This window comes from Caballeronia sp. PC1 (assembly GCF_021353155.1).
Lineage (GTDB): Bacteria > Pseudomonadota > Gammaproteobacteria > Burkholderiales > Burkholderiaceae > Caballeronia > Caballeronia cordobensis.
Genome location: NZ_JAJUBH010000002.1, coordinates 1,516,874 through 1,543,435 on the forward strand (window position 1 = coordinate 1,516,874; position 26,562 = coordinate 1,543,435).

The following is a 26,562-nucleotide window of genomic DNA, read 5'->3' on the forward strand; positions in this document are numbered from 1 at the left end:
GCTCACTCCATCGCCGTCAGTTCGAAGAGCGATTTGCGCAATGCCTTCGCGCGTTTCTCGCCGAACTTCGCGTCGAATTCCGCCTGCGCCGCGCGCCATTGCGCCGACGCCTTCGCGAGCGTGTCCTTGCCCGCCGACGTGAGGCGCAGCCCGACGGCACGCGAAGCGGCCGATTCCTGCGCCGCTTCGACAAGGCCGTCGCGCTGCAAAGGCTTGAGCGCCCGCACGAGCGTCGTGCGGTCCATCACCATGGCGTCGGACAATTCGGCCATCTGCACGCCGGGCTTGCGCCCGATCGCCGCGATGATCGTGAACTGCGCCGCCGTGATGCCGACCGCCGTCAGATGCCGCTCGTACATTTGCGACACGTAACGCGCAGCCTGACGGATCGCGAAACAGTTGCAGTCGAGAGGAGATGAGTTGGAGTTCATGCCCTGAAGGATATTTGTGCATATGCACTTTGTCAATCGGGGAAATTTCAATCGGGCCGATAGGCGCGCGGCGGGCATTGTCGGGAATCGTCGCGGGCGGGCGGGCGGCCAAACGCGCGAAGCCGCGCCCCGCTTGCGATAGCGGCGCGCCCGGGCTATGCCGAAATCCGCATCGCGCGCGCGACTTAACACCAAGACGCGCCGAAATTGGCTCCCTACATTGCGCATGTCCGCTGCCCGTGCCGGGCTTGAGCGCGAAGCGGCTGTTCTCGCCCCATGCATCGTCGGACGTTTGAGGGCAAGCCCGTCTTGCCGGCACGGAAGCGGTCGGGTTTCAATCGATTGCAAACCAAAAAAGGAGAGCAAACCATGCGCGTTCGTACCAAACCTCTGGCGTGGCTCGTGGCATGCGCCACGGCGTCGCTCGGCGCGATGCCGCTATCGGCGAGCGCCGACGATCTCGCGGTGAAAGTCGGTTTCGCGGCGCCGCTCACCGGCGCGAATGCGGGCTATGGCAAGGATCTTCAGAACGGCGTGCAACTCGCGCTCGACGAAGCCAACGCGAAAAAGATCGCGATCGGCGGCAAGACCGCCAAGTTCGAGATCTACGCGCAAGACGATCAGGCCGATCCGCGCATCGGCGTGCAGGCGGCGCAGAAGCTCGTCGACGACGGCGTGGCGGTCGTCGTCGGCCACTTCAACTCGGGCACGACGCTGCCCGCCTCGCCGATCTACAACACCGCCGGCATCCCGATGATCGATCCCGCCGCGACCAATCCGACCATCACCACGCGCGGCCTGGAAAACGTCTTCACGGTGATTTCGAGCGATGCGCAAAACGCCGGCAACGCGGGCGTCTATGCGGTGACGACGACGAAGGCGAAGCGCATTGCGATCATCGACGACCGCACGGCCTTCGGGCAGGGCGAAGCGGACGAATTCGAAAAGGCGGTGAAAGCCAAAGGCGGCACGATCGTGACGCGCGAATACAGCGACAACCAGACCGTCGATTTCAGCGCGCAGCTCACGCGCATCAAGGCGGCGAATGCGGATCTGATCTTCTTCGGCGGCCTCGATCGCCAGGCGGCCGCGGTCGTCAAGCGAATGAAGCAGCTTGGCATGAACGCGCAGTTCGTCGGCGGCGGCGGCGTGATGGACGCCGATTTCCTCAAGCTCGCCGGCGACGCCGCCGAAGGCGCGCAGGCATGGGAATACGGCAGCCCGCTCGACAAGCTGCCCGACGGCAAAGCGTTCAGCGACAAGTTCCAGAAGCGCTTCGGCGTGGCGATTCTCTCGTACGCGCCGTTCGGCTACGACGCCGCGTGGGCCGCCATCAACGCGATGCAGAAGGCCAATTCCACCGATCCGAAGGTGTACCGGGCGGTGCTGAAGTCGAACAAGTTCGACGGTATCACCGGGCCGATCGCGTTCGACAGCAACGGCGCGCTGAAGAATGCATCGTCGACGCTGTATCAGGTGAAGAACGGGCAGTGGGAATCGGTCGTGACCAAGCACGGCATGTAAAGCTCGACGTGCACGGCGCGCCGCGGCGGCGCGCCTTTTTATCCAATTCAAGCCGCATTCGGTTGCTGCGCCCGCAGGGCTTCCGCGATGAATTTTTCGAGGCGCTCGTTGCACGCGATCACATCGGCGAGACGCACCTCGCGCAATTGCCTGTCATGCTCGTTGACGATGGCGGTCAGCGCCGGCAGACTCGCCTCCGGAATGCGCCACTGACCGGTTTGCGCGCCGCCCTCCAGCATCGACAGCATGTCTTCCTCGGCCTCCAGGATGATATCCGGGTCGAGCCTTCCGTAGCCCGTTTCCGACAGTAGCCGCGTGAGCAGAACGGCATGCGCGATGCACTGCGCATCCGTCTGGCTTGCATCGCCCTTGCGGATGACCTCCAGCGCGAGACGGCATTGAAGGATGATGGTATCGGCGTCGCTTTGCGGCATCGGCAGCCAGTAGGCTCTCGCAGCGCGCGGTCGGCTACTCTTCGCACACTTCTTCTTTCTGGAATGCGGCATTTCTTTTCCGGAGTGAGATCAGCGCTTCACTGATTCAGAGCAAAACGACGAGCGCGAGCGCGGACGTCAACGCGAGCCACGTATTCAGATGGATGAACCAGGTCGATCTGAGAAACGGAAACATCGATTGCGGCGGCAAGAGCTCGCCCTTTTCGTCGAAGCGCCAAAGGTCCATGTACATCGAAATCATGCTGCAGAACATTGCGAAAGCCGCGCTCGCCAGTACGGCGATGAAGACATACGTGGCCCAGTCCCCGATATAGATTGCCGTGTGCTCCGCGCGCATATCCCCCTCCGTCGAATCGATTGCCGCGTGAATTTCTTTTGTCGAAACGTAGGCGTTTAGCCATCCGAATGAACGCCGACAAACCCATGCTATCGAATCGAACCCTTCATCGCGCTATCACGGAACAATCGTGTGACTCAGTACTTCTACCGATACGGCGGCGGCCCTCATTCCACACGCGTGCGCAACACGTAGCCCAGGCCGCGCAGGGTCATGATCTGCGCGCGCGAGGATGACAGGTGCTTGCGCAAGCGATGAAGATAGATATCGATGGCATCGTCGCTCGGCGCGTCGTCGAGGCTCGATATGCTGTCCGCGAGCATCGCCTTCGACACCGTCTTGCCCTGACGCAACATGAGCGCTTCCAGAATGGCGTGCTCGCGCCGCCGCAACGAAAGCATGTCGCCGTGCAGGAAGAATTCGCGCGTGTCGAACCGGTAGTGAAGATCGCCGCACGCCAGTTCGAGTTCGCGCTGACCGGTCTGACGCCGCACCAGTGCCTTGATGCGCGCGACCAGTTCGCGCGCGTCGACGGGCTTGACCACGTAGTCGTCGGCGCCTGCGTTGAAACAGTCCACCTTGTCATCGACGGAACCGTGCGCGGTCAGCATCAGCACCGGCATGTCCTTGCCACGGCGCCGAAGCCGCACGAGCAGATCCTTGCCGCTCATCGATGGCAAGCGGATATCGAGCAGCACGACGTCGTAGCCCTGCTGATTGAGCATCACCTCGGCCCGTTCCGCGTCTGGAACGTAGTCGATCACGAAGCCTTCAGTCTTCAGCAGTCTGACGAGCCACTCCGACAGTTCGGCGTTATCGTCGATCAGCAGCAGCTTCATCGCCGGCCCCCTGTCCGCGCGACGCGGGCAATATGACCGTGGCGGTCACTCCCTGACCATCGACGCCCGTGGCCAGGCGCACGTCACCGCCATGCCGGCGCGCGATTTCCCTCGCGATCGGCAAGCCGAGGCCCGTACCCTCCGTCGATGCAAAACCGCGCACGAAGCGCTCGAAGACGCGTTCGCGGATATCGTCTGGAATGCCCGGCCCGTTGTCCATCACCCGTGACACGATTCGGTCTGCTTCGCGTTTCGCGACTACTGTCACCCGTCCTCCTGTCTGCGTATAACGAATTGCGTTGTCGATGAGGTTGCTCACAAGCGCCATCAATAGCTCCGCATTGCCTTTCACCCACAGTCCGTCGCCGATCTCCGCACCGAGATCGATGTTGCGCTGCTGCGCCGCCGCGAGCCTCTCTTCGAGCGCCGACGCCAGCACCGCGCCGAGGTCCATTTCGGTAAGCGCCGGCTGCGGCGTCGACTCCGCCTGCGCCATCATCAACAACTGATTGGTCATCTCGGTCAGCTTGCGCGTGCTGCGGCAGGCACCGAAAAGCGCGGCGTCCCGGGCGGCGGCGTTTTCGTCGACGCGGCGCGCATACTGAAGTTGCGCGTCGAGCAGCGCGAGCGGCGTACGCAACTGATGCGCGGCGTCCGCAATGAACTGCCGCTGCGCCTCGCTGTGCAGCTTGAGTTGCGCGATGCACTGGTTGATCGCATCGACGATCGGCTGCAACTCGCGCGGCAAGCCTTGCGCGCACATCGGTTCGAGCTGCATCGGCTCGCGCCCGGCGACCTCGTCCTTCAACTTCATCAGCGGTTCGAGCTCGAATCTCAGGCCCAATGGCACCAGCACGGCGACCAGCAGCAACATGAGCGAGCCGACGACCAGTTGAGGACGCCAGAGCTCGTCGAGCATTGCGCAGCGCGACCCTTCCGTCTTGGCGACGATCACCGTCACCGGAACGCTCCTTCCCGCGTCGTAGAGGAGGCGCCGGTAAGCGACCGCGCGCACGGGCATGTCGGCGAGACTGGCGTGATAGAACACGGGCCCGTCGGCTTCCGTTGGCGGCGCGGGCAGATCGGGCCGCCCGCCGAGCAAACGTCCGTTCCCCGCTTCGACCTTATAGAACACGCTGTCGCGATAAGGCGATTCGAAAATTTCCAGCGCGGCGGGCGGAACGTCGGCGACGGGCGCGCCATCGCTCCAGTCCACCTCTCCCGCGATCATCCGCGCGGAGGACAGCAACAGTTTGTCCTGCAAACGATCCGCGGTACGTCGCGCATTGTCGTAGCCGGTGATGACCGCCATCGTCACGAACAACGCAAGCGGCACGAGCAGCCACAGCATGAGCCGCGTGCGCAGGCCGGGTTGCACGGCGGCGGCATCGCGGGCGAGTGCCGGTTTCATCGGGCCGTTGGCGGGCGCGGACTGCGGGGAGGCATCTTCCGGGGCGTGACGGCGATTGTCAGGTGTCTCTATCTCATATCCGTGCATATCCAGCCGTGACGATTGCGCGCGTGGCGAAGGATCCGAGTCGCACTCAGGCATCTCCGTCGGTTGATGAGCTGCGCGATGCAGCTTCTGATAGCGCGGATTTTATGTGATCAAATCCTTCGCGCCGCTTTCGCGCATTCACTTAGGCGTGGGGAAATACCATGATGATGGTCAAAAAAGCGCGGCGGTCGTATCGCATCTGAGTTGACGATTGTCAGTGATGCGCACAGATGGTTTGTCGCGTAATTCGCGCCTCGCCGTCAAGCCAATGCACAAAATTTTGCAACGCCTGCGACGGCGCGGGCCGCTCCGGATAAACGAGGTAGTAGGCGGCCCCGCTTGCGACGCGCAGCGGAAACGGCGCGATCACGCGCTTCGCACGCAGGTCGTCTTCGATCAACGAGACATCGCCGATCGTCACGCCGAGGCCTTGCATCGCCGAGGAAATCGCCAGATCGAGTGTGTCAAAATGTTGCGCTTTCGCTGACGGCAGACCCGCGTAGCCGTACGCGCCGAGCCACAGCAGCCAGTCGCGGCGGTCGCGCGTGGGATGCAGCAGGGTTTGGCCCGCGAGGTCGTCGGGGGTCGGCGTGACGCTTTTTCCCGGCTTCCACAATTCCGGCGCACAGACCGGCGTCAGCACTTCGTCGAACAGATGATGCGCCGTCACGCCCTTCAGCGACGGCGCCGCGCCGAACACGATGGCCGCGTCGAACTGCTCCGCGCCGAACTCGACGCCGTGCGACACCGATGCGGTGACTTCCACCACCAGGTCCGGCCGCTCGTTCTGCAGCCGGATGACGCGCGGGAGCACCCAGCGCATCGCGCAGGTCGGGCACTTCACGCGCAAAATGCCGGATTGCGCGCCGCCTTTCGCGAGCGCATCGCCGATCTGCGCGAACGCCTGCTGCAGCGGCGCGACGAGCAGCGCGCCTTGATGCGTGAGCGCGAGCCCGCGCGCCTGCCGCGTGAACAGCGCGTAGCCAAGATGCGCCTCCAGCCCCGCGATCTGGCGGCTGACCGCGCCCTGTGTGATATTCAGGGCGTCGGCGGCGCGCGTGAAATTCAGTTTCTGCGCCACGACCAGGAACGTTTTCAGGACATCGAGGGAAGGCAGTGGTTTCATCGGGTTTTTGACCGGGTTTGCGGCTATAGCCATGATCTGAAAGCATGGCTAGTATGACAAAGTTTCGATTGTCCGCACTTTATGGCTGCGGTTGAATCGTCGGCGGCGGTTCATCTTTCAATCGCCGAACTGCCATTCCGGAGACCCCGCCGTGCAAAGCGCCTGCATTCCCGAGTCGAAGCTGCCGAACGTCGGCACGACCATTTTCACAGTCATCGGCCAGTTGGCCGACGAGCATCATGCGCTCAATCTGTCGCAGGGTGCGCCGAACTTCGCCTGCGACCCGAAGCTCATCGAAGGCGTCGAGCGAGCCATGCGGGCAGGACATAACCAGTACTCGCCGATGTCAGGCGTGCTCGCGCTGCGCGAGGCGATCGCCGTCAAGACGCAGACGCTGTACGGCGCGACCTACGATCCGGGCACGGAAGTCACGGTGGTGGCGAGCGCGAGCGAAGGCTTGTACGCAACGATCAGCGCGCTCGTGCATCCCGGCGACGAAGTCATCTACTTCGAGCCGTCGTTCGACAGCTACGCGCCCATCGTCCAGTTGCAGGGCGCGACGCCCGTCGCGATCAAGCTGTCGCCCGAGGATTTCCGCATCGACTGGGACGAAGTCGCCGCCTCGATCACGCCGCGAACGCGCATGATCCTCGTCAACACGCCGCACAATCCGACGGGCAGCGCGTTCACGTCCGCCGACATCCAGCGGCTGACGGCGCTCACGCGCGGCACGAAGATCATCGTGCTGTCCGACGAAGTCTACGAGCACGTCGTGTTCGACGGCGCGCTGCATCACGGCATGGCGCGCTATCCCGAACTGGCGGAGCGCAGCGTGATCGTGTCGTCGTTCGGCAAGTCGTATCACGTGACGGGCTGGCGCGTCGGCTACTGCCTCGCGCCCGCCGCGCTGACGGCGGAGATCCGCAAGGTTCACCAGTTCATGACCTTTTCCGCCGACACGCCCATGCAGATGGCGTTCGCCGAAGCGCTCGCGGACGCATCGAGTTACCTGAATCTCGGGCCGTTCTATCAGCACAAACGCGATTTGCTCGCCGAGTCGCTGAAAGAATCGCGCTTCGAACTGTTGCCGAGCGCGGGCAGTTTCTTCATGCTTGCGCGTTACAGCGCGATTTCGGACGAAAGCGACAGCGACTTCGTGCTGCGCCTGATCCGCGAGGCGCGCGTCGCGACGATCCCGCTGTCGGCGTTCTATACCGACGGCACCGACAACCGCCTGATCCGTCTTTCCTTCGCGAAGGACGACGACACGCTCATCGAAGGCGCGCGCCGCCTTTGCTCGATCTGAAGACTTTTCTGGAGACCACACGATGAAACTGAACCACATCGCCGGCGCATTGCTTGTCGCGTGCACGTTCGCGAGCGGCGCCGCGCTCGCCGCCGACACCTTGCGCTTCGGGCTGGAGGCGCAATATCCGCCGTTCGAGTCGAAATCGTCGACGGGCGAGCTGCAAGGGCTCGATATCGACGTGGGCAACGCGGTGTGCGTCGCGGCGAAGATGCAGTGCAAATGGGTCGAAACCTCGTTCGACGGGCTGATTCCCGCGCTGCAGGGCCGCAAGTTCGACGCGATCAATTCCGCGATGAACGCGACCGAGCAGCGCCGCCAGGCGATCGACTTCACGACGGTCGTGTATCGCGTGCCGACGCAACTGATCGCGAAGAAAGGCAGCGGTCTCGAACCGACCTCGGCGTCGCTCAAGGGCAAGAGCGTGGGCGTGCTGCAAGGCTCGATTCAGGAGACGTTCGCCAAGGCGCACTGGGAAAACGAGGGCGTGAAGGTCGTGCCGTATCAGGACCAGAACCAGGTCTACGCCGATCTGAAGTCCGGCCGACTCGACGGCACGCTCGTGCTCGCGCCGGCGGGACAGAGCGGTTTCCTGTCGAAGCCGGACGGCGAAGGCTACGCGTTCGTCGGCGCACCGGTGCGGGACGACAAGATTCTCGGCAGCGGCATCGCCTACGGCGTGCGCAAGGGCGACGATGCGCTCAAGGCCAAGCTCAACGCGGCGATCGAGAAGGTCAAGGCGGACGGGACCATCGACAAGTACGCGAAGAAGTATCTCGGGAACATCGACATTTCGGCGAAGTAAGGCGCGTCGAGGGCGCGCGGCGGCTCGAACGCCGGCGCGCGCCGCGCGTCACAATTGCAGGAAAGCGCGGATCGCGTATTTTGCGGCATCGAGTTCGTCGTCCGTGACCGTCTCGCCGCGAAACGCGACTTCGCGATGGACGTGGCTCCACGTTCGAATCTGATCGATCAGCGCGACGCCGGGCCGCTCCAGACTGCTGACCGGCACTTCGGTTTCCCATCCGCGGATGGTCGAGGTGATCGGCAAGCCGGTGAAACGGCCGGTGATCTCGTTCATCACGACGTCGGAAATAACCAGCACCGCGCGATATCCGTTCTGCTCGTTGCCTTTCGATGGACCGACGTGCAAACGCACGACGTCGCCCGCATCCGGAATGCCGCGCTTCATTGCAAGTCCTCGCGCGTCGGATCTTCCGGGCCGCCCCACTCGTCTCCCACGGGGGCGCCGAAATCGATCTCCTCGTGACGTTCGATTTTGCCGTCGCGGAATTGTTGAACGAGGCGTTCGCGCGAAAAGCGCCGAATCGCCCGATGTGGCCGCACGCTGACGCAGCCGTCGATGACTTCCACATGCACTTCCTGCCCCTCCTCTAAAGAAAGCTCGCTGGCAATATTCGCAGGAATGCGCACGGCAAGGCTATTGCCCCAACGCTTTAAGACTTGTCTTGGCATGATGCCCCCGGATGGCGTAGATACGTGTTGATACAGAGATAGTATCGCCAGAACTGTCCATGTGTCAACGCGTCGATACACGCCCTGAAGCGTGCCAAAAGGATGCCCTCTGCCGTTGGGCCAAGCAGCTTTTCACGAGCACGGGCACACTGGCGGTTTGATCTGAACCGGCCGCGCGCGTGAGTCGCGATGCAGCGGCCCCGAGCACGGAATCCGCATGAGCACGCCGAGGACGCCCACGCCCGCCGCCGCACCCCCGCCGCCGCTCAAAGGCGGTCAACTCGTCCTCGCCACCTTCGCGGTGGCGCTCGCGACCTTCATGAACGTGCTGGATTCGTCGATCGCCAATGTCGCGATTCCGACGATCTCCGGCAATCTCGGCGTATCCGTCAACGAGGGCACATGGGTCATCACGGTGTTCGCGGCGTCGAATGCCGTCTCGATTCCGCTGACCGGCTGGCTCACGCAGCGGCTCGGTCAGATCCGCCTCTTCGTCGGCGCGATCCTGATGTTCGTGCTGTCGTCGTGGCTATGCGGGCTCGCGCCCAGTCTGCCGGTGCTGCTGTTCGCGCGCGTGCTGCAGGGCGCGGTCGCCGGGCCGCTGATTCCGCTGTCGCAGGCGATCCTGCTCGGCTCCTATCCGAAAGAGAAGGCGTCGATGGCGCTCTCCCTCTGGGCGATGACCGCGACCGTCGGCCCGATCGCCGGTCCCGCGCTCGGCGGCTGGATCACGGACAGCTATTCGTGGTCGTGGATCTTCTACATCAACATTCCGGTGGGCCTGTTCGCGGCGGGCGTGACGTGGCTCATTTACCGCGAGCGCGAATCGCCGACGCGCAAGGCGCCGATCGACGTCGTCGGCCTGGTGCTGCTGGTGTCGTGGGTCGCGTCGCTGCAGATCATGCTCGACAAGGGACGCGATCTCGACTGGTTCTCGTCGCCGCTGATCGTCGTGCTGGCGATCGTCGCGGCGATCTCATTCGCGTTCTTCGTCGTGTGGGAATTGACGGACCCGAATCCCGTGGTCGATTTGCGGCTCTTCGCCGGGCGCAATTTCTTCGGCGGCACGGTGGCCATTTCCGTCGCCTACGGCGTGTTCTTCGGCAATCTCGTGCTGTTGCCGCAATGGATGCAGCAGTACTTGAACTACCGTTCCGTCGATGCCGGGCTCGTCACCGCGCCGCTCGGCATTTTTGCGGTGATTCTTGCGCCGGTGATGGGCAAGGTCCTGCCGCGCAGCGACGCGCGCATCATTGCGACGATGGCGTTCGTCGGCTTTGCGTTCGTGTTCTGGCTGCGCTCGAAGTATGTGATCGAGATCGACACGTGGCATCTCGTGCTGCCGACGCTTCTGCAAGGCATCCCGATGGCGATGTTCTTCGTGCCGCTCACCGCGATCGTGCTCTCGGGCCTGCCGCCTTCGAAGATTCCCGCGGCGGCGGGCTTATCGAACTTCGCGCGCGTTTTCTGCGGCGCGGTGGGCACGTCGCTCGCCGGTAATGCGTGGGATAACCGGATCGCGTTGCATCATGAACGGCTGACCGAGCAGGCGAACATCTACAACCCGGCGTTCGTGCAATCGCTCGGCCTTTCGCGATCGACGCTCGATATCAGCGAAGCGCAAGCGCGCGGCATGTTCAATTTCACCGTCAATTCGCAAGCCGCGATGATGGGACTGAACGATATCTTCCTGATTTCGGCGGTGATCTTCATTTTGATCATTCCGCTGATCTGGATTACGAAGGTGGCGAAGGGTGGCGGCGGTGGGGCGGCTTCGGGGGCGCATTGAGGCGCGAGCCGGGTGGCTCGCGCGCTGACTAACCTGGAAGGAACTCGTCCGACAACGAGTCGGTCATTGACCAGGGACAGTTTTCCGGCAGGATGGCCATACCGACATTCATTTCCTTTGCCGCTTGCTGCCGCGCGTCGCCCCACATATCGCTGATCCAGTCGTCATCGTCCAGCATCGGTTTCAGACTTGGCGTTTTCTTCAAACGACGCTCGATTGCCGCGCGCTGTACGCGAATCGTCGTTTCCCAACTCGCCCCACGCCGGTCCGGCTGCCATTGCCATTTCAACAAGTGTGCAAGCAACACCGCCATCCTGCTCGCAAAATCTCTTTGTTCGCTCTTCCCCACGTCCTCGATTTCCTCTGCGATATGCTCGATATCGATGGACGCAAGCTTCCCTGCTCGCAGCAGCGCGGCCTGTTCTTCGGCCCACGCCACCACGTCCTTCTCATAAGGTGTTCCCATCGGCTGATTCCCGTCTTCCTTCGGATTGTCGGTATCGCCGATATTAGTTTTCGTTTCCTTGGTCATTCAGTCGTCCAAACGGCCAGCGCCGCTCACTTCAATCCCAGTTCGACGCGCGAACCCGCGCCCTTGTCCTTGATATCGTCGGCGCTCATCTTCGGCGCGACGACGAAAACGCGCGCGCTGTCGATCTTGCCGTCGAAATACTCCTGCACCGCCTGCGCGCGGCGCTGCGCCAGATCGCGCAAGGCGTCTTCATTCACCGGCGCATTCCTGGTCAGCGCGGCCTTCATGTCGGCGTCGGGCAGCCCCTTCGTCATGCCGATGAAATTGGTCGGCTTCTTGAAGTCCGACGACTTGTACACCTTCGTCAGATATTTGTCGTAGTCGGCATCCGATATCTTGATCGCATTCCAGTCCACGTTCTCGCCGTTGTTCGCCATGTCGCGCACCTTCGCGCGCTTGACCTGGCTCTCCACCCATGCGGCGCGCAATGCGGGCTCGTCCGTCTTCGGATCGACGCGGCCTGTCACGTCCACGCGCACGGACGGTTTGTCCGCCAGCGCCTTCGCGATGGTCTCGAGCTTCTTCTGCGCGGCGTCGTTCAGGCTGGCCGAGCCCGCGTCGAATTCGACGTAGTTCAGATCCTCGCCGCCGCCGCCGAACGCATGCGCGAGCAGGGTGAACGGCGCAGTCACCGCCTTCTGCACGAGGTTCACGATAGCCTGCCACACGAGCCCGCCGATCGAAAATTCCGGATTGTCGAGCGAGCCGGAAATCGGAATGTTCACGTCGATTTCGCCGCGCGAGTTCTTGAGCAGCGACACCGCGAGCCGCACCGGGAGCTTTGTCGCCGTCGGGTTGTCGACGCGATCGCCGAACGTCAACTGATCGATGAACAGATGATTGTTCGCCGTGAGCTTGTTGTCCGCGAGCATGTAGTGAAGATCGACGTTGAGCTTGCCCTTCGTGATCGGATAGCCCGCGTATTTCGACGAATACGGCGTGAGGTTCGTCAGTTCGACGCCGTGCGCGCTCGCGGTGAGATCGAGCGCGGGCTTGTCGATCAGCGGATTGACCTGCCCCTTGATCGACACCGGGCCGTTCGCCGCCAGTTTCGCGGTGACATCCACGGGCGCGGGCGTGGTCGAATGCGTGCCGAACGCCCCGATCGTGCCGTTGATCGCGACGAGATTCGCCGTGTAGTTCGGCTTGATGAAGTTGTCGGTGTAGCTCACGCGGCCGTTTTGCAGCACGAGCTGCCCGAAACGCATGTTGAGCGGCGGCCCCGACTTCTCCGCGGTCTGCGCCGGCGCGGAAGCGGGCGCGGGCGCCGCGGCTTTCGTCTTTTCCTTCGTGACCGGCTGCGTGGTGCCGCCCTCGTCCGCGACCACGCCCTTCAGGTTCAGCCTGCCCTGCGAATCGAGCAGCACGCGGCCGTAGAAGTTAGCGAAGGTCACGCGCGCGGCATCGACATCCGTGCCGCGCTCGCCGTAATTCACCTTCACATTGGTGAGGCCGAGCAGCTTCCAGCCCGCGAAGCGGTCGTTGGTCAGCTTGTCGATCATGCGCACGTCGGTGAGGGAGACGTCGCCCTTGTAGGTGGCCGCGAGCGTCTTGCCGCTGCCCGACATCGCGACTTCGCCGTTCGCGTTGACATACGCGCTCTGCACATCGACGTTGAGCTTGTCGCCGAAATACGGCTCGAACGCGGAGGCATCGACCTGATCGCCCTTCACGTGCAACGCAAGCTTGAGCGGCGTCACCGTGACGTTGCCGCCGATCGCGAGCGCGCCCTTGCCGTTGAGCGTGAGCGTGCCGTCCACGGCGAGCGGCTTGGTCAGGTCGTCGCTGAATTGCTTCACGTTCACCGAAAGCGGCGCGACGCGCAGCTTGACCGGCCGCGCCGGCGTTTCGTCGGTGATATTGGCCGATGCGCCATCGAGCGAAATCTGGCCGATCCGGTAACGCCACGCCGGCCCCGCTGCCTGCGCCTTCTGGATCTTGTGCGCCGCGGTCTGCTCGGGCGCGGCCTCGTGCGGCCCCGCGAGCGCGGCGAGATCGATGCTGCCGTCCTTGCGGCGCGTCGCGTCGAGCGCGAGCCCGCGCAGTTGCACGCTGTCGAGCGCCGCCTGCCGCGCGGAGACATCGACCTTGCCGATCTTCGCCACCGCCGACGCCAGCTTGACCGGCGCGCCGCCGCCCGAATTCGGCACGAGCGTCAGCGCGTCGAGCGTCACATCGCCCGCGCCGACCTGCACGCCGCCATCGGCCTTGCTCCAGTCGACGGACACGGGCAGCTTCGCGCCCAGCGTGCCGCCCGTCACGCGCGCGGCCATTACGTTCGCGAGATACGGTTGCAGCGGCGGCAGCGCGAGCGCATCGAGCGCGAGCTTCACATCGGCGGTTTTCGCGGCGAGCGTCACGTTGCCCGATGCATCGAGCGCGCCGCCTTTGTCGAACGCCGTTTTCAATGTGTAGCGCGCGGGCGTCTTCGACAGCGTCGAGAAGCCGTCGAGCGTCACGGCGAATCCGGTGAGCGCGCCTTGCACGCGCGACTTGAGCAATTGATCGTCGAGCCCGATCGTGCCGTCGCTGATGGCGAGATGGCGGATCGCGAGGTCCAAAGGCGGCGTGTCTTTCGCGGCGGGTTTCGCTTCGTGGGCTTTCGGCTCGGGACCGGCCAGCTTCTGCACGTTCAGCAGACCGGCCGAATCGCGCACGAGGCGCACGTTCGGCCCCGCGAGCGTGACTTCGTCGAGATGCCAGATATCGCGCAACGGCTGCGCGTCGGCAATCTTCACGTGCAGCGCGCGCGCGGCGACGAGCGGCGCGTCCGCCTTGTCGGTGACGGCGAGATCGGCGAGATCGGCCGCGCCTGTAATGCGGATCGTCGGCGTATCGCCGGCAATGGCGAAGCTCACGTTGAGATCCGTCGAGAGCTTGCCGCTCTTCACCGCGACGGGCACCGAGGCCGGCGCATAGGACGCGATCTTCGGCACGTCGAGCCCGTCGAGCGACAGCGCGACTTCCGACTCGCGCGACGCCGAGAACGGCTTCGTGCGCCCCTTCACGACGAGCGGCGAGCCGTCGATGCGCGCCTGCAACAATGGCGTCACGAAGATATCGGTGGCGGAAGGCAGCGTTGCGATGAACGGAATGCCGAGCGCGAAGCGGTCGATCACGTGCTGCGCCTTCAGAAGCCTGTCATCGAACGTGATCTGGCCGTTCTCGAGCCGAATGTTCGATACCGAAAAGCGCGCGGGCTTCTCCGACGGCGCAGGCGACGGTTTCGCGAACTTCGCGATGAGATCGGAGAAATTGAAGCGCTCGCCATCGAAGCGCACGATGTTGACGCGCGGCGAATCGATCTTCAGCTCGTTGACGACCGGCGCGAGCCTGAAGACGGACGCCCACGAGGTGCGCACGACGAGCCGCGACACATCGATGAAATCGGCCGCACTGCCCGGCGCGCTCGCGAGATTCGCGGGCGATTCGCCGATATGCACGCCATCGGCTTCGGCATCGAGCGTATAGGGATTGAGCGAAATGCGCCGGATCGACACGGGCCGGTCGAGCAGCTTCGCAAGCTGTTGCTCGGCGATATGGCGGATAACCGGCGGCGCGACGAAGAAGCCGAGCGCGCCGATCACCAATATCGCAATCAGCAAGCCGATGAAGATGCGCCGCGTGCGGCGCGCGTGCACGACGCCGCGCAGTGTTTGACCGGCGGAGGCGAGAGAAGACTTGGTGATGCTTGACATTCGATGCGTGGCGACGAGCCGCCCGTATGAGCGCCGCCCGAGCTTCGCCGTCCCGGGAAAGATGAGCTTCGAGTATACGACGATGCGACGCGCAAACGTTGGCCGAACGCTGCATGAAAAGCACGAAGGCCGCGAAAAAATCGCGGCCTTCGTATCTTTCTATCGCGTTCTTTCGATCGCTTTACTGACGCTCGACGGGCGGCGGCGCCCACGAACCATCGCTTGCCTGCGGCTTGGGTGCGTAGAGACGCATCGCGATCTGGAATTCGCCTTCGGGCGCGGGCAGCCAGTTGGCGTCGCGCGCGCGTCCCGGCGGTTTCGCCGACACGATCACGTCGATGGAACCATCGCGATTCTTCCTGAAGCGATCGCGATCCGAGATCGACAGGCGCGGCAGCTTCGACGCGTCCGTGAGCGCGCCGTCCTTCGTGTAGGCGGTGATGGTCCAGAAGCCGCGCACCGGCGGAAGCTGGTCGGGCGCGAAATGCAGCGTGTACTGGTTCGCGCCGTTGAGCGCGTGGCCTTCGTCGTCCACGCGCGCGACGGGCTTCACCTCGCCTTCCTTCGTGCTCGTCGCGACCTGCCGGCGCGCGAGATAGGCACGCAGCGTGTAGTCCGTGCCGTAGACGCCGACGCCATCGCCGAACCAGGTCCAGCCGTTCTTCGTGATCGCGTTCGGCGGCGTCGTGGCGAGCCGCTCGTGCGCATCGGTGAGGCCGGATGCGAGCAGCGGCGCGTCGGTCTTCCGGAATTGCACCGGCTCGCCCGGCTTCACGCCGAGATCGGCGAGCTGGCTCATCGCGTGGGCGTCGTCGGTGGCGGCGGGATTGTCGTCGAGCGAGCGGGCGAGGCGCGCGAAGAACGCGTTCGCATCGAGCGCTTCGGCCTGCGCGCCCGGCGTGGCCGCCGCGAGCGCGCCGGACAGCGGCGGCACCGCGGGCTGCTTCGCGCCGCTCGGGGGCCACGCGCCGGCGACAGCGGGTGTCGGGTCGGACACGGAACCCTTCGCGGGAGTGAGGGTGTCGATGCGCATCAAGGTTTGCAGCTTGCGCGCCTCGCGCACGTCGCGCGGGCCGTTCACGCGCACGCGCACCGAGAGCCATACGTAGCGCGTGCGTGTCTCCACGCGCGTCGCGTTCGGCGGCAGCGTGCCGGTCCAGCCCGCGGGCACGAACGCGATCAGTTGCATCTTCGGATACGGTGTCGTGTCGGCGCTGGAATAGAGTGCGTTGGTCCAGGCATCGAACGCGCGGGCGTCGAGATAGCGGCCGCGCGGCGCGGCGGGCAAGGAAACGACGACGGGATCGGCCGATACGTCGAGCCATGCGGTGGAATCGAGCGTATCGACGCTCGGCGAGCCGCTTGCGCCGGCCGGCGGCAGCGCGCTCGCGTGGCGGAAGGTGTTGAGCGGCGCCTGGCCGGACTGCCCGCCGCTCGCCCGCTCGCGCGCGATATCGGTGGCGACGAGCGGAAAGCCGAACGTGTAGGCATCCGCGACCTGGTTTTTCACCCAGCCGGCGCTGGCCGGTTTCAGCTCGGGTGCTTTGGTCGCACAGCCGGAGAGGACCGCGATTCCGGCGAGGCTCACGCTCATCCAGAGGGCGGCGTGATGCGGAAACGTCCAGCGTCGGTTGTTCTTCATTCGAATGGAAATCCGGTTCTTCTATCGATTTGAGTCCGCGCGCAATTCGGCACGCGATTTTTTCGGGGACGCGCCCGCCTGCTGTCGATCGCCGCGTCCAGCCCCGCGCGGCGCGCCACGAGCGCTCTTTCGAAACTCGGGTTTTAACTTATCCGCTGCCTATAGGCAAGAAAAAGGCAAGGCAAATGACGTACCGATGCGAATAAAACAGCGGAGCGTTTCGAAGCATGCACCAAACGCCCGCCGAAAGCACGCATGACGCGCCACCCGCGCTTCTCGCGTACCATCGGTGTTCGATTGTCATTCCAGAACATTTCCCCGCCGAGTCTGCCCGATGTATTTGCCCGCCCATTTCGAAGAAAACCGCGCGGAAGTGCTCCACGCGCTGATCGCCGCGCACCCGTTCGGCGCGCTCGTCACGCACGGCGCCGCCGGGCTCGACGCAAACCATGTGCCTTTCGAGTTCGATGCCGCCGCGGGCGCGCAGGGCACGCTGCGGGCGCACGTTGCGCGGGCGAATCCCGTGTGGCGCGAAGTCGCGCGCGGCGACGAGGTGCTCGTGATCTTCCAGGGCGAGCACGGCTACATTTCGCCGAATTTCTATCCGAGCAAGCAGGAAGCGCATCGTCAGGTGCCAACCTGGAACTATCTCGTCGTGCATGCGCACGGCCGCATCGTGATTCGCGACGACGAAGCGTACGTGCGCGGCGTCGTCGCGCGGCTCACGCGCAAGATGGAAGCGGGAGAGCCCGCGCCGTGGAAAATGGGCGACGCGCCGCGCGATTACATCGATCAGATGTTGAGCGCGATCGTCGGCATCGAAATCGAGGTGACGCGGCTCGTCGGCAAGGCGAAGCTCTCGCAGAACAAGGCGGACGCCGATCGCGCGGGGGCCGTGAAAGGCCTGCGCCAGCGCGGCGGCGACGCGGCCGACGCCCTCGCCGACGCAATGGCCGGCGCCATGAACGGCGCGCCGCGCGACTGAATTTCGACATCGCACGACGCGATGCACGCCGCCCTTGACCTTCCAATCATTGGAAGGTCGATACTGGTCTCGTGAGGGATTCGCGCGCTGCCCTTTTCGCGCGTTCCCGGCCAGACCGGAGCGTTTCACCATGTCCACAGCCACATCGTCCGAACATCCCAGAACTGCCGAGTTCGCCGTCAGCGGCATGACGTGCGCGTCGTGCGTCGCGCGCGTCGAGAAAGTGCTCAAGCGCGTGCCGGGCGTCGAAAGCGTCGCGGTCAACCTCGCGACCGAAAAGGCGACCGTGCACGCGAGCGCCGCCGTCACCGACGATCAGCTCGTCGCCGCCGTCGCCAAAGCGGGCTACGAAGCCGCGCCGATTCTGCCCGAGGCGCCTGTTTCCGTGGAACCGCAGACGTTCGACCGCGAGTTGATCGCCGTGGTCGTCTGCGCGCTCGTCACGCTGCCGCTGCTCGCGCCGATGTTCGGCCTCGCGCTGAATCCGTGGCTCCAGCTCGCGCTCGCGAGCGTCGTGCAGTTCGGCTTCGGCGCGCGTTTTTATGTCGGCGGCTGGCGCGCGGTGCGGGCGTTCGCGGGCAACATGGATCTGCTCGTCGCGCTGGGCACGTCGGCGGCGTGGGGCTTGTCCGTCTGGCAGATGGCCGCGCACGGCGGCATGACGGAGCATTTGTTCTTCGAGGCGTCGGCGGTCGTCATCACGCTCGTGCGCTTTGGCAAATGGCTCGAAGCGCGCGCGAAACGGCAGACCACCGACGCGATCCGCGCGCTCAACGCGCTGCGTCCGGACAAGGCGCGCGTGCGCGACCGCGACGACCCGGCGCGGGAACGCGAAGTCGCGCTCGCGGACGTGCGCATCGGCGATATCGCCATCGTGCGGCCGGGCGAGCGCGTGCCGGTCGACGGCATCGTGCGCGAGGGCCGCACGCATATCGACGAATCGCTGATCACCGGCGAAAGCCTGCCCGTCGCGAAAGAGCCGGGCGCGCGCACGACCGGCGGTTCGATCAACGGCGAAGGCGTGATCGCGATCGAAACCACGGCGATCGGCGCGGAAACGACGCTCGCGCGCATCATCCGGCTGGTCGAATCGGCGCAGGCGGAAAAAGCGCCGATCCAGCGGCTCGTCGATCGCGTGTCGGCGGTGTTCGTGCCGGCGATTCTGGCGATCGCGCTCGTCACGCTCGGCGGCTGGCTGCTGCACGGCGCGGATGCCGAAACCGCGCTTCTGAACGCGGTCGCGGTGCTCGTGATCGCGTGCCCCTGCGCGCTCGGGCTCGCGACGCCGACCGCGATCATGGCGGGCACGGGCGTCGCGGCGCGCCAGGGCATTCTGATCAAGGACGCGCAGGCGCTGGAGCAGGCGCACGCCATCAAGATCGTCGCGTTCGACAAAACCGGCACGCTGACCGCCGGCCGCCCGAGCCTCGTCGCGTTCGAGGCCGCGCCGGGTCAGGATCGCGATGCGGCGCTCGCGCTCGCCGCCGCCGTGCAGCGCATGAGCGAGCATCCGCTGGCGAAGGCCGTCGTTTCAGCGGCAAGCGATGTCGCGCGGCTCGACGCGAGCGCGGCGCGCGCGGTCGCCGGGCGCGGCGTGGAGGCGAAGGTGGGGGAAAGGCGCATCGCGATCGGCAGTGCGCGCTGGCTCGCGGAATTGCACTTCGACGTGCCATCGACGCTCGCCGCCCGCGCGCACGAACTCGAAGCGCAAGGCAACACGATTTCCTGGCTGATCGATCTCGACGCCGGCGTGCTCGCGCTTTTTGCCTTCGGCGATACCGTCAAGCCCACCGCGCGCGCCGCCATCGAACGGCTTGCGGGCATGGGCGTCGCGAGCGCGCTCGTCACCGGCGACAACGCGGGCAGCGCGCAGGCCGTCGCGCGCGCGCTCGGCATCGCGCCGGAACTCGTGTTCGCGCAAACGCTGCCCGACGACAAGGCGCGCGTCGTCGCCAGCCTGAAAAACAGGGGCGTCGTGGCGATGGCCGGCGACGGCATCAACGACGCGCCCGCGCTCGCCGCCGCCGATATCGGCATCGCGATGGCGAGCGGCACGGACGTGGCGATCGAAGCGGCCGGCATCACGCTGATGCGCGGCGACCCGGCGCTCGTCGCGGACGCGATCGACATTTCGCGGCGCACGTATCGCAAGATTCAGCAGAATCTTTTCTGGGCGTTCGTCTACAACCTGATCGGCATTCCGCTCGCGGCGTTCGGCATGCTCGATCCGATGTTCGCGGGCGCGGCGATGGCGTTTTCGAGCGTGAGCGTCGTGACCAACGCGCTCCTGTTGCGGACCTGGCGCGCTCAGGCCGGCGCGGCCGTCGAAGCGCGCGCCGGCAAGCCGATCACGCGGCCCGCGTAACGCGCGTCTTTCGCGGCGACGCGCGGCTCGGCGGCGATGCGCGCGGCGATGTCTTCATCGAACGATGCGGACTTCGGCGCGCCGCTCGAATCGATGTGCAGCATCATCTGCTCGCATGCCGAGACCGGCTCGCCCTCATTGCCCTCATCGCCCTCGAACATCTCCATGTAGAGATGCACGCGCTTTTTGTCGTGCGCGATCACACGCACCTCGACGCGCACGGCCGCGCCCTCCTTGATCTCGCGCAGATAGCCGATGTGCGCTTCGAGCGTGTAGAGCGTGCGCGCTCGCGCGCGGCGGCCGGCGTCGTCGAGACCGATGCGGTCCATGAACGCATCGGTCGCGAGGCTGTAGATCAGCATGTAGAACGCGTCGCGCAAGTGGCCGTTGTAGTCGACCCATTCGGGTTTGACCGTGTCGCGATAGATCATCGTCGTTTCCTCAGTCTTCGATGCCGTGGCGTGCCTTCGCTTGCGCGATCGCTTCGATCACGCTCGCGATGCAGTCGTCGCGATAACGCTCCAGTTCCTTGATGCCGCGCCCGTTGGTCTGCTTCGACGTGCCGTCCACCACGCGGTCGATGAGCGCGTCGGTGAGCGTTGGCGCGGCGAGCCGGGTCCACGGCAATTCGAGCGCGGGGCCGAACTGCTGCATGAAGTGTCGCATGCCCGCCTCGCCGCCCGCCAGCGTGTAGGTGAGGAAGCTGCCCATGAACGACCAGCGGATGCCCGCGCCGTAGCGAATAGCGTCGTCGATTTCGCCGGTCGTGGCGACGCCGTCGTTCACGAGATGCAGCGCCTCGCGCCACAGCGCTTCGAGCAGCCGGTCGGCGATGAAGCCCGGCACTTCCTTCCTGACGCGCAACGGCCGCATGCCGATGGACGCATAGAAACCGATCGCGGAATCGATCGCTTCCGCCGAAGTCTGCTCGCCGCCGAGCACTTCGACGAGCGGCAGCAGATACACCGGATTGAACGGATGCCCGACGACGCAGCGTTGCGGATTCACGGCGCGCGCGTAGAAATCGGTCGGCAGAAGGCCCGACGTCGACGATGCGATGATCGCATCCGGCTTGGCCGCGCGGCTCACGCGCTCGTGCAGCGCGAGCTTCAGTTCTTCGCGTTCGGGCGCGCTTTCCTGGATGAAATCGGCATGCTCGACGCATTCCTCGACGGTCGCGACGATCCGCAGTCTGTCCTGCGATGCGCCTTTCGCGAGCCCGACGCGTTCGAGCGCGGGCCACGCATTCGCGACGTTCGCGCGCAGTTGCGCGCCAGCGTTGGGCGCGGGGTCCCACGCCGTGACGTCGAGACCTGCGCCGAGCGCGCGCGCCACCCAGCCGCTGCCGATCACACCCGCGCCGAGCGCGGCGAATTGCTTGACTTGCATGTCGTGATGTCCTTTCGAGTTCAGGCGAATTGTTCGATCGTGCGCTTTTCGAGGCGTCGCTCGCCGCGCGGCGGCAGGCCGAGCTTCTTGCGTCCTTCGGCGGGCGTGAGTGCGCGTGCGCCAAGACGTTCGATGATTTCGACCGCGCGCTGCACGAGCGCGCCGTTGGTCGCATGCACGCCGCGGTCGAGCCACAGGTTGTCTTCGAGGCCGACGCGCACGTGACCGCCGAGCAGCATCGCTTGCGCAACCATCGGCATTTGCATGCGGCCGATGCCGAAGCCGGCCCAGTGCGCGCCCGGCGGCAGGTTGTCGACCATGGCTTTCATCGTGCCGGTGTCGGGCGGCGCGCCCCACGGAATGCCCATGCAGAGCTGAAAGAGCGGCGGGTTATCGAGCAGGCCTTCTTTCAGCAGTTGGTTCGCGAACCACAAATGGCCCGTGTCGAAGATTTCCAGTTCGGGCTTTACGCCGAGTTCCTGGATGCGTTTCGCGCCGGCTCTCAACTGCGCGGGCGTGGAGACGTAGATGTAGTCGCCATCGCCGAAGTTGAGCGTGCCGCAGTCGAGCGTGCAGATTTCGGGCAGCAGTTCTTCGACGTGGGCGAGACGCGTGAGGCCGCCGACGAGGTCGGTGCCTTTGCCGAAGCGCATCGGGTCTTCGCCCGGGCCGATTTCCAGGTCGCCGCCCATGCCGGCGGTGAGGTTGATGATCACGTCCGTGTCGGATGAGCGGATGCGGTCTACCACTTCTCTGTAGAGCGCGGGGTCGCGGCTGCCTCTGCCTGTCTTGGGATCGCGGACGTGGCAGTGGGCGACGGTTGCGCCCGCTCGGGCCGCTTCTATTGCGGCTTCGGCTATTTGTTTCGGGGTTACGGGGACTGCGGGGTGTTTGCCGGTGGTGTCGCCGGCGCCGGTTACTGCGCAGGTTACTATTACTTCGTAGTTCATGGTGTTCTCTTTGATGGTTAGGGTTACTGTGTTTTTTGCTTTTGTTTTGTGTCTTTGAATCCTGATTTCGTGTCGGTCTATTAGCACTGCCCCTCCCCGGGGCGGGGGTAACTTTCTTTGCTGCTGCAAAGAAAGTCACCAAAGAAAGCAGCTTTCTCACCGCCCGCAGTCACACGCAGTTTGGCCACTCTTCTCCTCCAAGGTGGCACTCGCCTAAAGAGTGCCCCCATAGGCCCAATCGGGCTTGGATCGCGCACGGTCCGTCACATCGCGCCACTTAATTTCTTGGTACAGCCATTTCAAGCTCCGGCCCGCTTCGCGGCCGATGGGTCAATCGGGTCTGCGTGGGTTTCCCCGGCATACCCGGCGGCAGCGCGCAGCGCTGTGCCGAAGCTATTTCGTGCTGAACCAGCGCACTAAAAGTTATGGTTTGTCAGACCGTGCGCGATCCACGCCCGATTAGTCCTGTGAACACTCTTTAGGCGAGGGCCGTTCCCCGAGGAGAAAAGTGGCCAAACTACGTGTGACCGCGGGCGGTGACAAAGCTGCTTTCTTTGGTGACTTTCTTTGCAGCAGCAAAGAAAGTTACCCCCGCCCCGGGGAGGGGCAGTGCTAATAAACCAACGAGAAAACAAGTTCCACGAAAACAAAAAAATCAAAGCCCCAAATACTGCCGAACCGCCGGTAATCCATCCTTCCCATCAACAGTTTTAACCCCCGCCAACCAAGCATCCAACACCTGCGGATGCTGCTTGAGATAGGCCTTAGCCGCCTCCTGAGGCCGCTCCTTATTCATGACAGGCTGCATCAACCGATTCTCGAGATCGGTCGTAAACCGAAGATTGGAAACAAACTTCCCCGCATTCGGACACCGCGTCAGAAAATCCGTATTGGTCAACGTATAAACCCGCGCTTCGCCGTAATTCGGCCCAAACACCTCATCCCCGCCAGCCAGATAATTGATCTTCATCTGAATGTTCATCGGATGCGGCTCCCAGCCGAGAAACACCACAGGCTTCTTCTCCCGCACCGCACGCCCGACCGTCACCAGCATCCCCGCTTCGCTCGATTCAACCAGCTTGAATCCGCCCAGCCCGAACTGATTGTTGTCGATCATCTTCTGAATCTTCGCGTTCGCGCTGCTGCCAGGCTCGATGCCATAGATCGTGCCGCCCAGCTCATCGCGATGCTTCGCGATATCCGCGAAGGTCTTGATGCCCGCGTCGTACGCATAGCTCGGCACGGCAAGCGTCGCCTTCGCGCCCGACAGATTCGGCGGTTCCAGCTTCTGGATGCTCTTCTGTTCGAGGAACGGCTCCACCGCCTTCTGCTGCACCGGCCACCAGTATCCGAGCGATACGTCGATCTGCTTGCTCTTCAACCCCGCCAGCGAAATCGGCACCGACGCCACCGTCGTGCGCGGCGCATAACCCAGCCCCTCGAACACGACCGAGGCGAGCGCCGTCGTCGAGGTAATGTCGGTCCAGCCGATGTCCACGAAGCGCACCGTGCGGCAGCTCGCGTCCTCCGCATGCGCGAACTGCGTCGCAGCAAATGCGGCAGCACAGGCGCCGGCAAGGACCAGGTTCGAAATCAGGCGATGTCTCATGTCGTGGCTTCCGGTGAGGGTTGAATCGATGTGCCGGTTCGATTGCCGGCGTGAGTAGAAAGTAACGCCGCATAAAAGCGCCCGAACGACCGCTTGCGACCGCGACTTGACTGCTTGCGACCTGCCCGCTACGGTGATGTCATACGCCGGTCCCTCGGGGCGCGCCGGATTGCGCCTGCTTTTTGCACTTGATAGCGTGGACGCCCCGCTCGTCGCGACCCGCCTCTATCGATCGATCCGATGCCCGCTCCGCACGATTTCCACTTCCTGTTGCTGCCCGAGTTCTCGTCCATCGGATTCATGTCCGCGATCGAGCCGCTGCGCGTCGCCAATCGCTTCGCGGGCGAGCTGTATCGCTGGCATATTCTGTCCGTCGATGGCGGCCCGGTCGTCGCGAGCAACGGCATCTCGCTCAATGCGGAAGGCGCGTTCGACAGCGTGAGCGAGGCGCGCACCGTGTTCGTCGTATCGGGCTTCGAGCCGCTTTCGCGCTATACGCGCGCGATCGGCGACTGGCTCAGGCGGCTCGATCGCACGGGCGCGACGCTCGGCGGCATCGACACCGGCAGCTTCATTCTCGCGGAAGCGGGCCTCCTTGCGGGCAAGCGCGCCACGCTGCACTGGGAAGCGGCCGCGGCGTTCGCGGAACGCTATCCGGCCATCGCGACGAGTCAGGAGCTCTTCGAGATCGATACGCGGCGCATCACGTGCGCGGGCGGCACGGCATCGATCGATCTGATGCTCGACGTGATCGCGCGCGAGCATGGCGCGAGCCTCGCCGCGCAAGTGTCGGAGCAGTTCGTGCTGGGACGCATCCGGCAGCGCTCGGATCATCAGCGGCTACAGATCGCGGCGCGCTATGGCATCCACAATCGCAAGCTGATTCAGGTGATCGAGCGGATGGAGGAGCACATGGAGGAACCGTTGTCGCCGGATGCGCTCGCGGAATCGATCGGCGTGACGCGGCGTCAGCTGGAACGGCTTTTCTGCTCGGCGTTGAAGGATACGCCGACGCATTTCTATCTCGGCCTGCGCCTGATACGCGCGCGCGAGCTGCTTCAGCAAACGGACATGTCGATTCTCGCGGTATGCGTCGCGTGCGGCTTCGAATCGCCGTCGCACTTTTCGCGCACGTACCGCGCGCGCTTCAATACGAGCCCGCGGCAGGACCGCAGCGCATTGCGCGCCGTCGGCCCCGCGGGGCTCGCTGCCGCCTAGAAGGAATGCCGCATGCCGACGCGCACATCGGCCTGCGTATTCGACGACGAGGGCGTGAAGCTATAGCCGATGACCGCGTCGATCGGACCGGATGCGCGCAGATAATCGCCGGAGATATAGACATCGGTGCGCTTCGAGAGCAGATAGTGCAGCCCGAGCGAACCCTGATTCCAGTGATTGCCTTCGAAGCGCGTGTGCTGATAGCCACCGTACAGGCTCAGGTCGGGCATGAAGCTATACGACGCGCCGCCTTCGTACACCTGCATGTGCGACGTCTGTCCGAGACCCTTGATGGTCGTGTACGTGAAATTGCCCGACAGCATGAGCTTGCCGATGGTCCATGCCGCGCCGATCGCGAACGCGCCCTGCTTGTCGACAGGAAACGAGTTCGCGCTGTAGAGATCGGTGACCGCGCCCGTCGCCGGATCGACGGATACGGTCGGCTGGCCGAGGAAAGTGCGCGCGCCGATCATCGCGTAAGGATCGAATGCGTAGATGCCGTTGGGGTTGTTCAACTGCGTGTACGCCGCACCGAGGTTGAAGGTGCTCGCCGTGTAGTGCGCGCCCACGCTCCACGCACTGTTGCGATGGAAATTGCCCGCCTGATTCCCGAACGAATACATGCCGCCGAAGGTGAAGCCGCCGAAATCGTTCGACAGGAACTTGACCGAGTTCGGCAGACGATCGCCGTTCATGCGGTCGAAGTCGCCCTGGTGAATCGCATAGCCGCTCGCCCACGCGGAGATGTTGTAGAGATAGACGAACTCCTCGGTCATGTCGAGCTGATTGCCGAGCGACAGCGTGCCCCACTGATTCTTCAGGCCCACGTACGCCTGCCGGCCGAACTCCGCGCCGCCGAATGCATACTGGCCGTTGCCGAGATGAAAGCCGGATTCGAGCACGAACACGGCCTGCAGGCCGCCGCCTAAATCTTCGACGCCGCGAAAGCCGATGCGGTTGCCGTAGGAAATGCCGTCGTCGAACTTCACGACGTGCGAGCCGCCCGTATTGCTGACCCAGGTCACGCCCGCATCGAGAATGCCGTAGAGCGTCACGCTGCTCTGTGCATGCGCCGCCATCGGCAGGCTCGCCGCGCCCGCTGTGAACGCGAGGCCTGCGATCTTCGCGGCATGTCCCGCGGCAAGTGTTCTTCTCATGTGCTCGTCCTTTGCTCGTCTTGATCGATATTGCGTTGGAAAAAGCGATGCCCTGCCTCACGCGGGGGCGCGCGAAGGCCTATCGCGATGACACTTGCGGGAACTGCCGAAGACAGCGTTCGAACTGTGCGCGACGCGCCCGGAGGCCGCGTCGGCATACTCAAAAATAAGGTTCCATATATGTCGCGGCTCGACCGATTGCGACGCAAATCTGTCTAGTTGCGACTACTTCACAG

At 64.4% G+C, this 26,562-nt stretch carries 23 protein-coding genes and 2 pseudogenes; 8 read left to right on the forward strand and 17 right to left on the reverse strand.

The genetic code is table 11. From position 1 onward, the window contains the following. Positions 1-2 precede the first annotated feature (2 nt). On the reverse strand, positions 3-431 hold the full coding sequence (locus LY284_RS23000; RefSeq protein ID WP_233388076.1) for a MarR family winged helix-turn-helix transcriptional regulator: 429 nt from the start codon (positions 429-431) through the stop codon (positions 3-5). A 369-nt stretch (positions 432-800) separates the two neighbouring features. Here LY284_RS23000 and LY284_RS23005 point away from each other — a divergent pair, with 369 nt between their 5' ends. Further along, positions 801-1,955, forward strand: coding sequence for a branched-chain amino acid ABC transporter substrate-binding protein (locus tag LY284_RS23005; RefSeq protein ID WP_014251464.1), 1,155 nt, complete (start codon positions 801-803; stop codon positions 1,953-1,955). Positions 1,956-2,002: 47 nt separating this feature from the next. Here LY284_RS23005 and LY284_RS23010 read toward each other — a convergent pair whose 3' ends face one another. The 5 genes from LY284_RS23010 to LY284_RS23030 form a co-directional block, all read right to left on the reverse strand. Further along, positions 2,003-2,461, reverse strand: a complete 459-nt coding sequence (locus tag LY284_RS23010; protein ID WP_045455255.1) for a hypothetical protein — start codon at positions 2,459-2,461, stop codon at positions 2,003-2,005. 34 nt (positions 2,462-2,495) lie between these two features. Then, positions 2,496-2,747: a hypothetical protein gene (locus tag LY284_RS23015; RefSeq protein WP_041731948.1), complete on the reverse strand. Its 252-nt coding sequence runs from the start codon at positions 2,745-2,747 to the stop codon at positions 2,496-2,498. 167 nt (positions 2,748-2,914) lie between these two features. After that, on the reverse strand, positions 2,915-3,586 hold the full coding sequence (locus LY284_RS23020) for a response regulator (RefSeq protein WP_077158970.1): 672 nt from the start codon (positions 3,584-3,586) through the stop codon (positions 2,915-2,917). Beyond that, the gene (locus LY284_RS23025) at positions 3,561-4,997 is read right to left on the reverse strand and encodes a sensor histidine kinase (protein WP_233388077.1); all 1,437 of its coding nucleotides are present in this window, start codon (positions 4,995-4,997) and stop codon (positions 3,561-3,563) included. The genes LY284_RS23020 and LY284_RS23025 overlap by 26 nt, the downstream gene beginning before the upstream one ends. Before the next feature lie 301 nt (positions 4,998-5,298). After that, positions 5,299-6,210, reverse strand: coding sequence for a LysR substrate-binding domain-containing protein (locus LY284_RS23030; RefSeq protein WP_045455266.1), 912 nt, complete (start codon positions 6,208-6,210; stop codon positions 5,299-5,301). Positions 6,211-6,361: 151 nt separating this feature from the next. Between LY284_RS23030 and LY284_RS23035 the strand changes: the two genes are divergently transcribed. Together LY284_RS23035 and LY284_RS23040 are read left to right on the forward strand one after the other, a co-directional pair. Further along, complete coding sequence (locus tag LY284_RS23035; RefSeq protein ID WP_045455269.1) at positions 6,362-7,516, forward strand: methionine aminotransferase; 1,155 nt, start codon at positions 6,362-6,364, stop codon at positions 7,514-7,516. 22 nt (positions 7,517-7,538) lie between these two features. Continuing rightward, positions 7,539-8,321, forward strand: a complete 783-nt coding sequence (locus tag LY284_RS23040) for an ABC transporter substrate-binding protein (protein WP_014251470.1) — start codon at positions 7,539-7,541, stop codon at positions 8,319-8,321. Between the two features lie 48 nt (positions 8,322-8,369). Here the strand turns inward: LY284_RS23040 and LY284_RS23045 are convergent, their stop codons facing one another. Together LY284_RS23045 and LY284_RS23050 are read right to left on the reverse strand one after the other, a co-directional pair. After that, entirely contained in the window at positions 8,370-8,708 is a 339-nt protein-coding gene (locus LY284_RS23045; RefSeq protein ID WP_053569660.1) for a type II toxin-antitoxin system PemK/MazF family toxin, read from the reverse strand. Next, positions 8,705-8,992: an AbrB/MazE/SpoVT family DNA-binding domain-containing protein gene (locus LY284_RS23050; protein ID WP_233388078.1), complete on the reverse strand. Its 288-nt coding sequence runs from the start codon at positions 8,990-8,992 to the stop codon at positions 8,705-8,707. Before LY284_RS23050 ends, LY284_RS23045 begins: the two co-directional genes overlap by 4 nt. 217 nt (positions 8,993-9,209) lie before the next feature. On the opposite strand from LY284_RS23050, the gene LY284_RS23055 reads away from it, so the two are divergent. Then, positions 9,210-10,781 carry a DHA2 family efflux MFS transporter permease subunit gene (locus LY284_RS23055; RefSeq protein WP_233388079.1) on the forward strand — a complete coding sequence of 524 codons (1,572 nt, stop codon included), beginning with the start codon at positions 9,210-9,212 and terminating at the stop codon, positions 10,779-10,781. A 28-nt stretch (positions 10,782-10,809) separates the two neighbouring features. On the opposite strand, the gene LY284_RS23060 is transcribed toward LY284_RS23055, so the two are convergent. From LY284_RS23060 to LY284_RS23070, 3 genes are all read right to left on the reverse strand, one after another. After that, positions 10,810-11,247 (reverse strand): DUF29 domain-containing protein, encoded by a 438-nt coding sequence (locus tag LY284_RS23060; protein WP_233388422.1) that lies wholly within the window; start codon positions 11,245-11,247, stop codon positions 10,810-10,812. A gap of 92 nt (positions 11,248-11,339) precedes the next feature. Further along, complete coding sequence (locus tag LY284_RS23065) at positions 11,340-15,011, reverse strand: DUF748 domain-containing protein (protein ID WP_233388080.1); 3,672 nt, start codon at positions 15,009-15,011, stop codon at positions 11,340-11,342. Positions 15,012-15,192: 181 nt separating this feature from the next. Beyond that, positions 15,193-16,653: a DUF1254 domain-containing protein gene (locus LY284_RS23070; protein ID WP_233388081.1), complete on the reverse strand. Its 1,461-nt coding sequence runs from the start codon at positions 16,651-16,653 to the stop codon at positions 15,193-15,195. Positions 16,654-16,987: 334 nt separating this feature from the next. Between LY284_RS23070 and LY284_RS23075 the strand changes: the two genes are divergently transcribed. Next, on the forward strand, positions 16,988-17,638 hold the full coding sequence (locus LY284_RS23075) for an FMN-binding negative transcriptional regulator (RefSeq protein ID WP_233388082.1): 651 nt from the start codon (positions 16,988-16,990) through the stop codon (positions 17,636-17,638). Between the two features lie 130 nt (positions 17,639-17,768). Next, positions 17,769-20,003, forward strand: a complete 2,235-nt coding sequence (locus tag LY284_RS23080) for a cation-translocating P-type ATPase (protein ID WP_233388083.1) — start codon at positions 17,769-17,771, stop codon at positions 20,001-20,003. Here LY284_RS23080 and LY284_RS23085 read toward each other — a convergent pair. The 4 genes from LY284_RS23085 to LY284_RS23100 form a co-directional block, all read right to left on the reverse strand. Beyond that, positions 19,946-20,434 (reverse strand): thioesterase family protein, encoded by a 489-nt coding sequence (locus LY284_RS23085; protein WP_045455295.1) that lies wholly within the window; start codon positions 20,432-20,434, stop codon positions 19,946-19,948. The two genes, LY284_RS23080 and LY284_RS23085, sit on opposite strands and share 58 nt — an antisense overlap. 10 nt (positions 20,435-20,444) lie before the next feature. Then, a complete protein-coding gene (locus LY284_RS23090) occupies positions 20,445-21,392 on the reverse strand; it encodes an L-carnitine dehydrogenase (protein ID WP_233388084.1) in 948 nt (315 codons plus the stop codon). 20 nt (positions 21,393-21,412) lie between these two features. Next, on the reverse strand, positions 21,413-22,342 hold the full coding sequence (locus tag LY284_RS23095; RefSeq protein ID WP_233388085.1) for a 3-keto-5-aminohexanoate cleavage protein: 930 nt from the start codon (positions 22,340-22,342) through the stop codon (positions 21,413-21,415). Between the two features lie 655 nt (positions 22,343-22,997). Continuing rightward, positions 22,998-23,951 carry a choline ABC transporter substrate-binding protein gene (locus LY284_RS23100; RefSeq protein ID WP_233388086.1) on the reverse strand — a complete coding sequence of 318 codons (954 nt, stop codon included), beginning with the start codon at positions 23,949-23,951 and terminating at the stop codon, positions 22,998-23,000. 240 nt (positions 23,952-24,191) lie between these two features. On the opposite strand from LY284_RS23100, the pseudogene LY284_RS39295 reads away from it, so the two are divergent. Next, a pseudogene (locus tag LY284_RS39295) lies at positions 24,192-24,695 on the forward strand (AraC family transcriptional regulator); the annotation flags it as partial. Here LY284_RS39295 and LY284_RS39300 read toward each other — a convergent pair. Continuing rightward, a pseudogene (locus LY284_RS39300) lies at positions 24,663-24,785 on the reverse strand (hypothetical protein); the annotation flags it as partial. The pseudogenes LY284_RS39295 and LY284_RS39300 overlap by 33 nt on opposite strands. Before the next feature lie 78 nt (positions 24,786-24,863). Between LY284_RS39300 and LY284_RS39305 the strand changes: the two are divergent. After that, on the forward strand, positions 24,864-25,169 hold the full coding sequence (locus LY284_RS39305) for a helix-turn-helix domain-containing protein (protein ID WP_375294294.1): 306 nt from the start codon (positions 24,864-24,866) through the stop codon (positions 25,167-25,169). Here LY284_RS39305 and LY284_RS23110 read toward each other — a convergent pair. Beyond that, the gene (locus LY284_RS23110; protein WP_014251486.1) at positions 25,166-26,326 is read right to left on the reverse strand and encodes a porin; all 1,161 of its coding nucleotides are present in this window, start codon (positions 26,324-26,326) and stop codon (positions 25,166-25,168) included. The two genes, LY284_RS39305 and LY284_RS23110, sit on opposite strands and share 4 nt — an antisense overlap. Between the last annotated feature and the right edge of the window lie 236 nt (positions 26,327-26,562).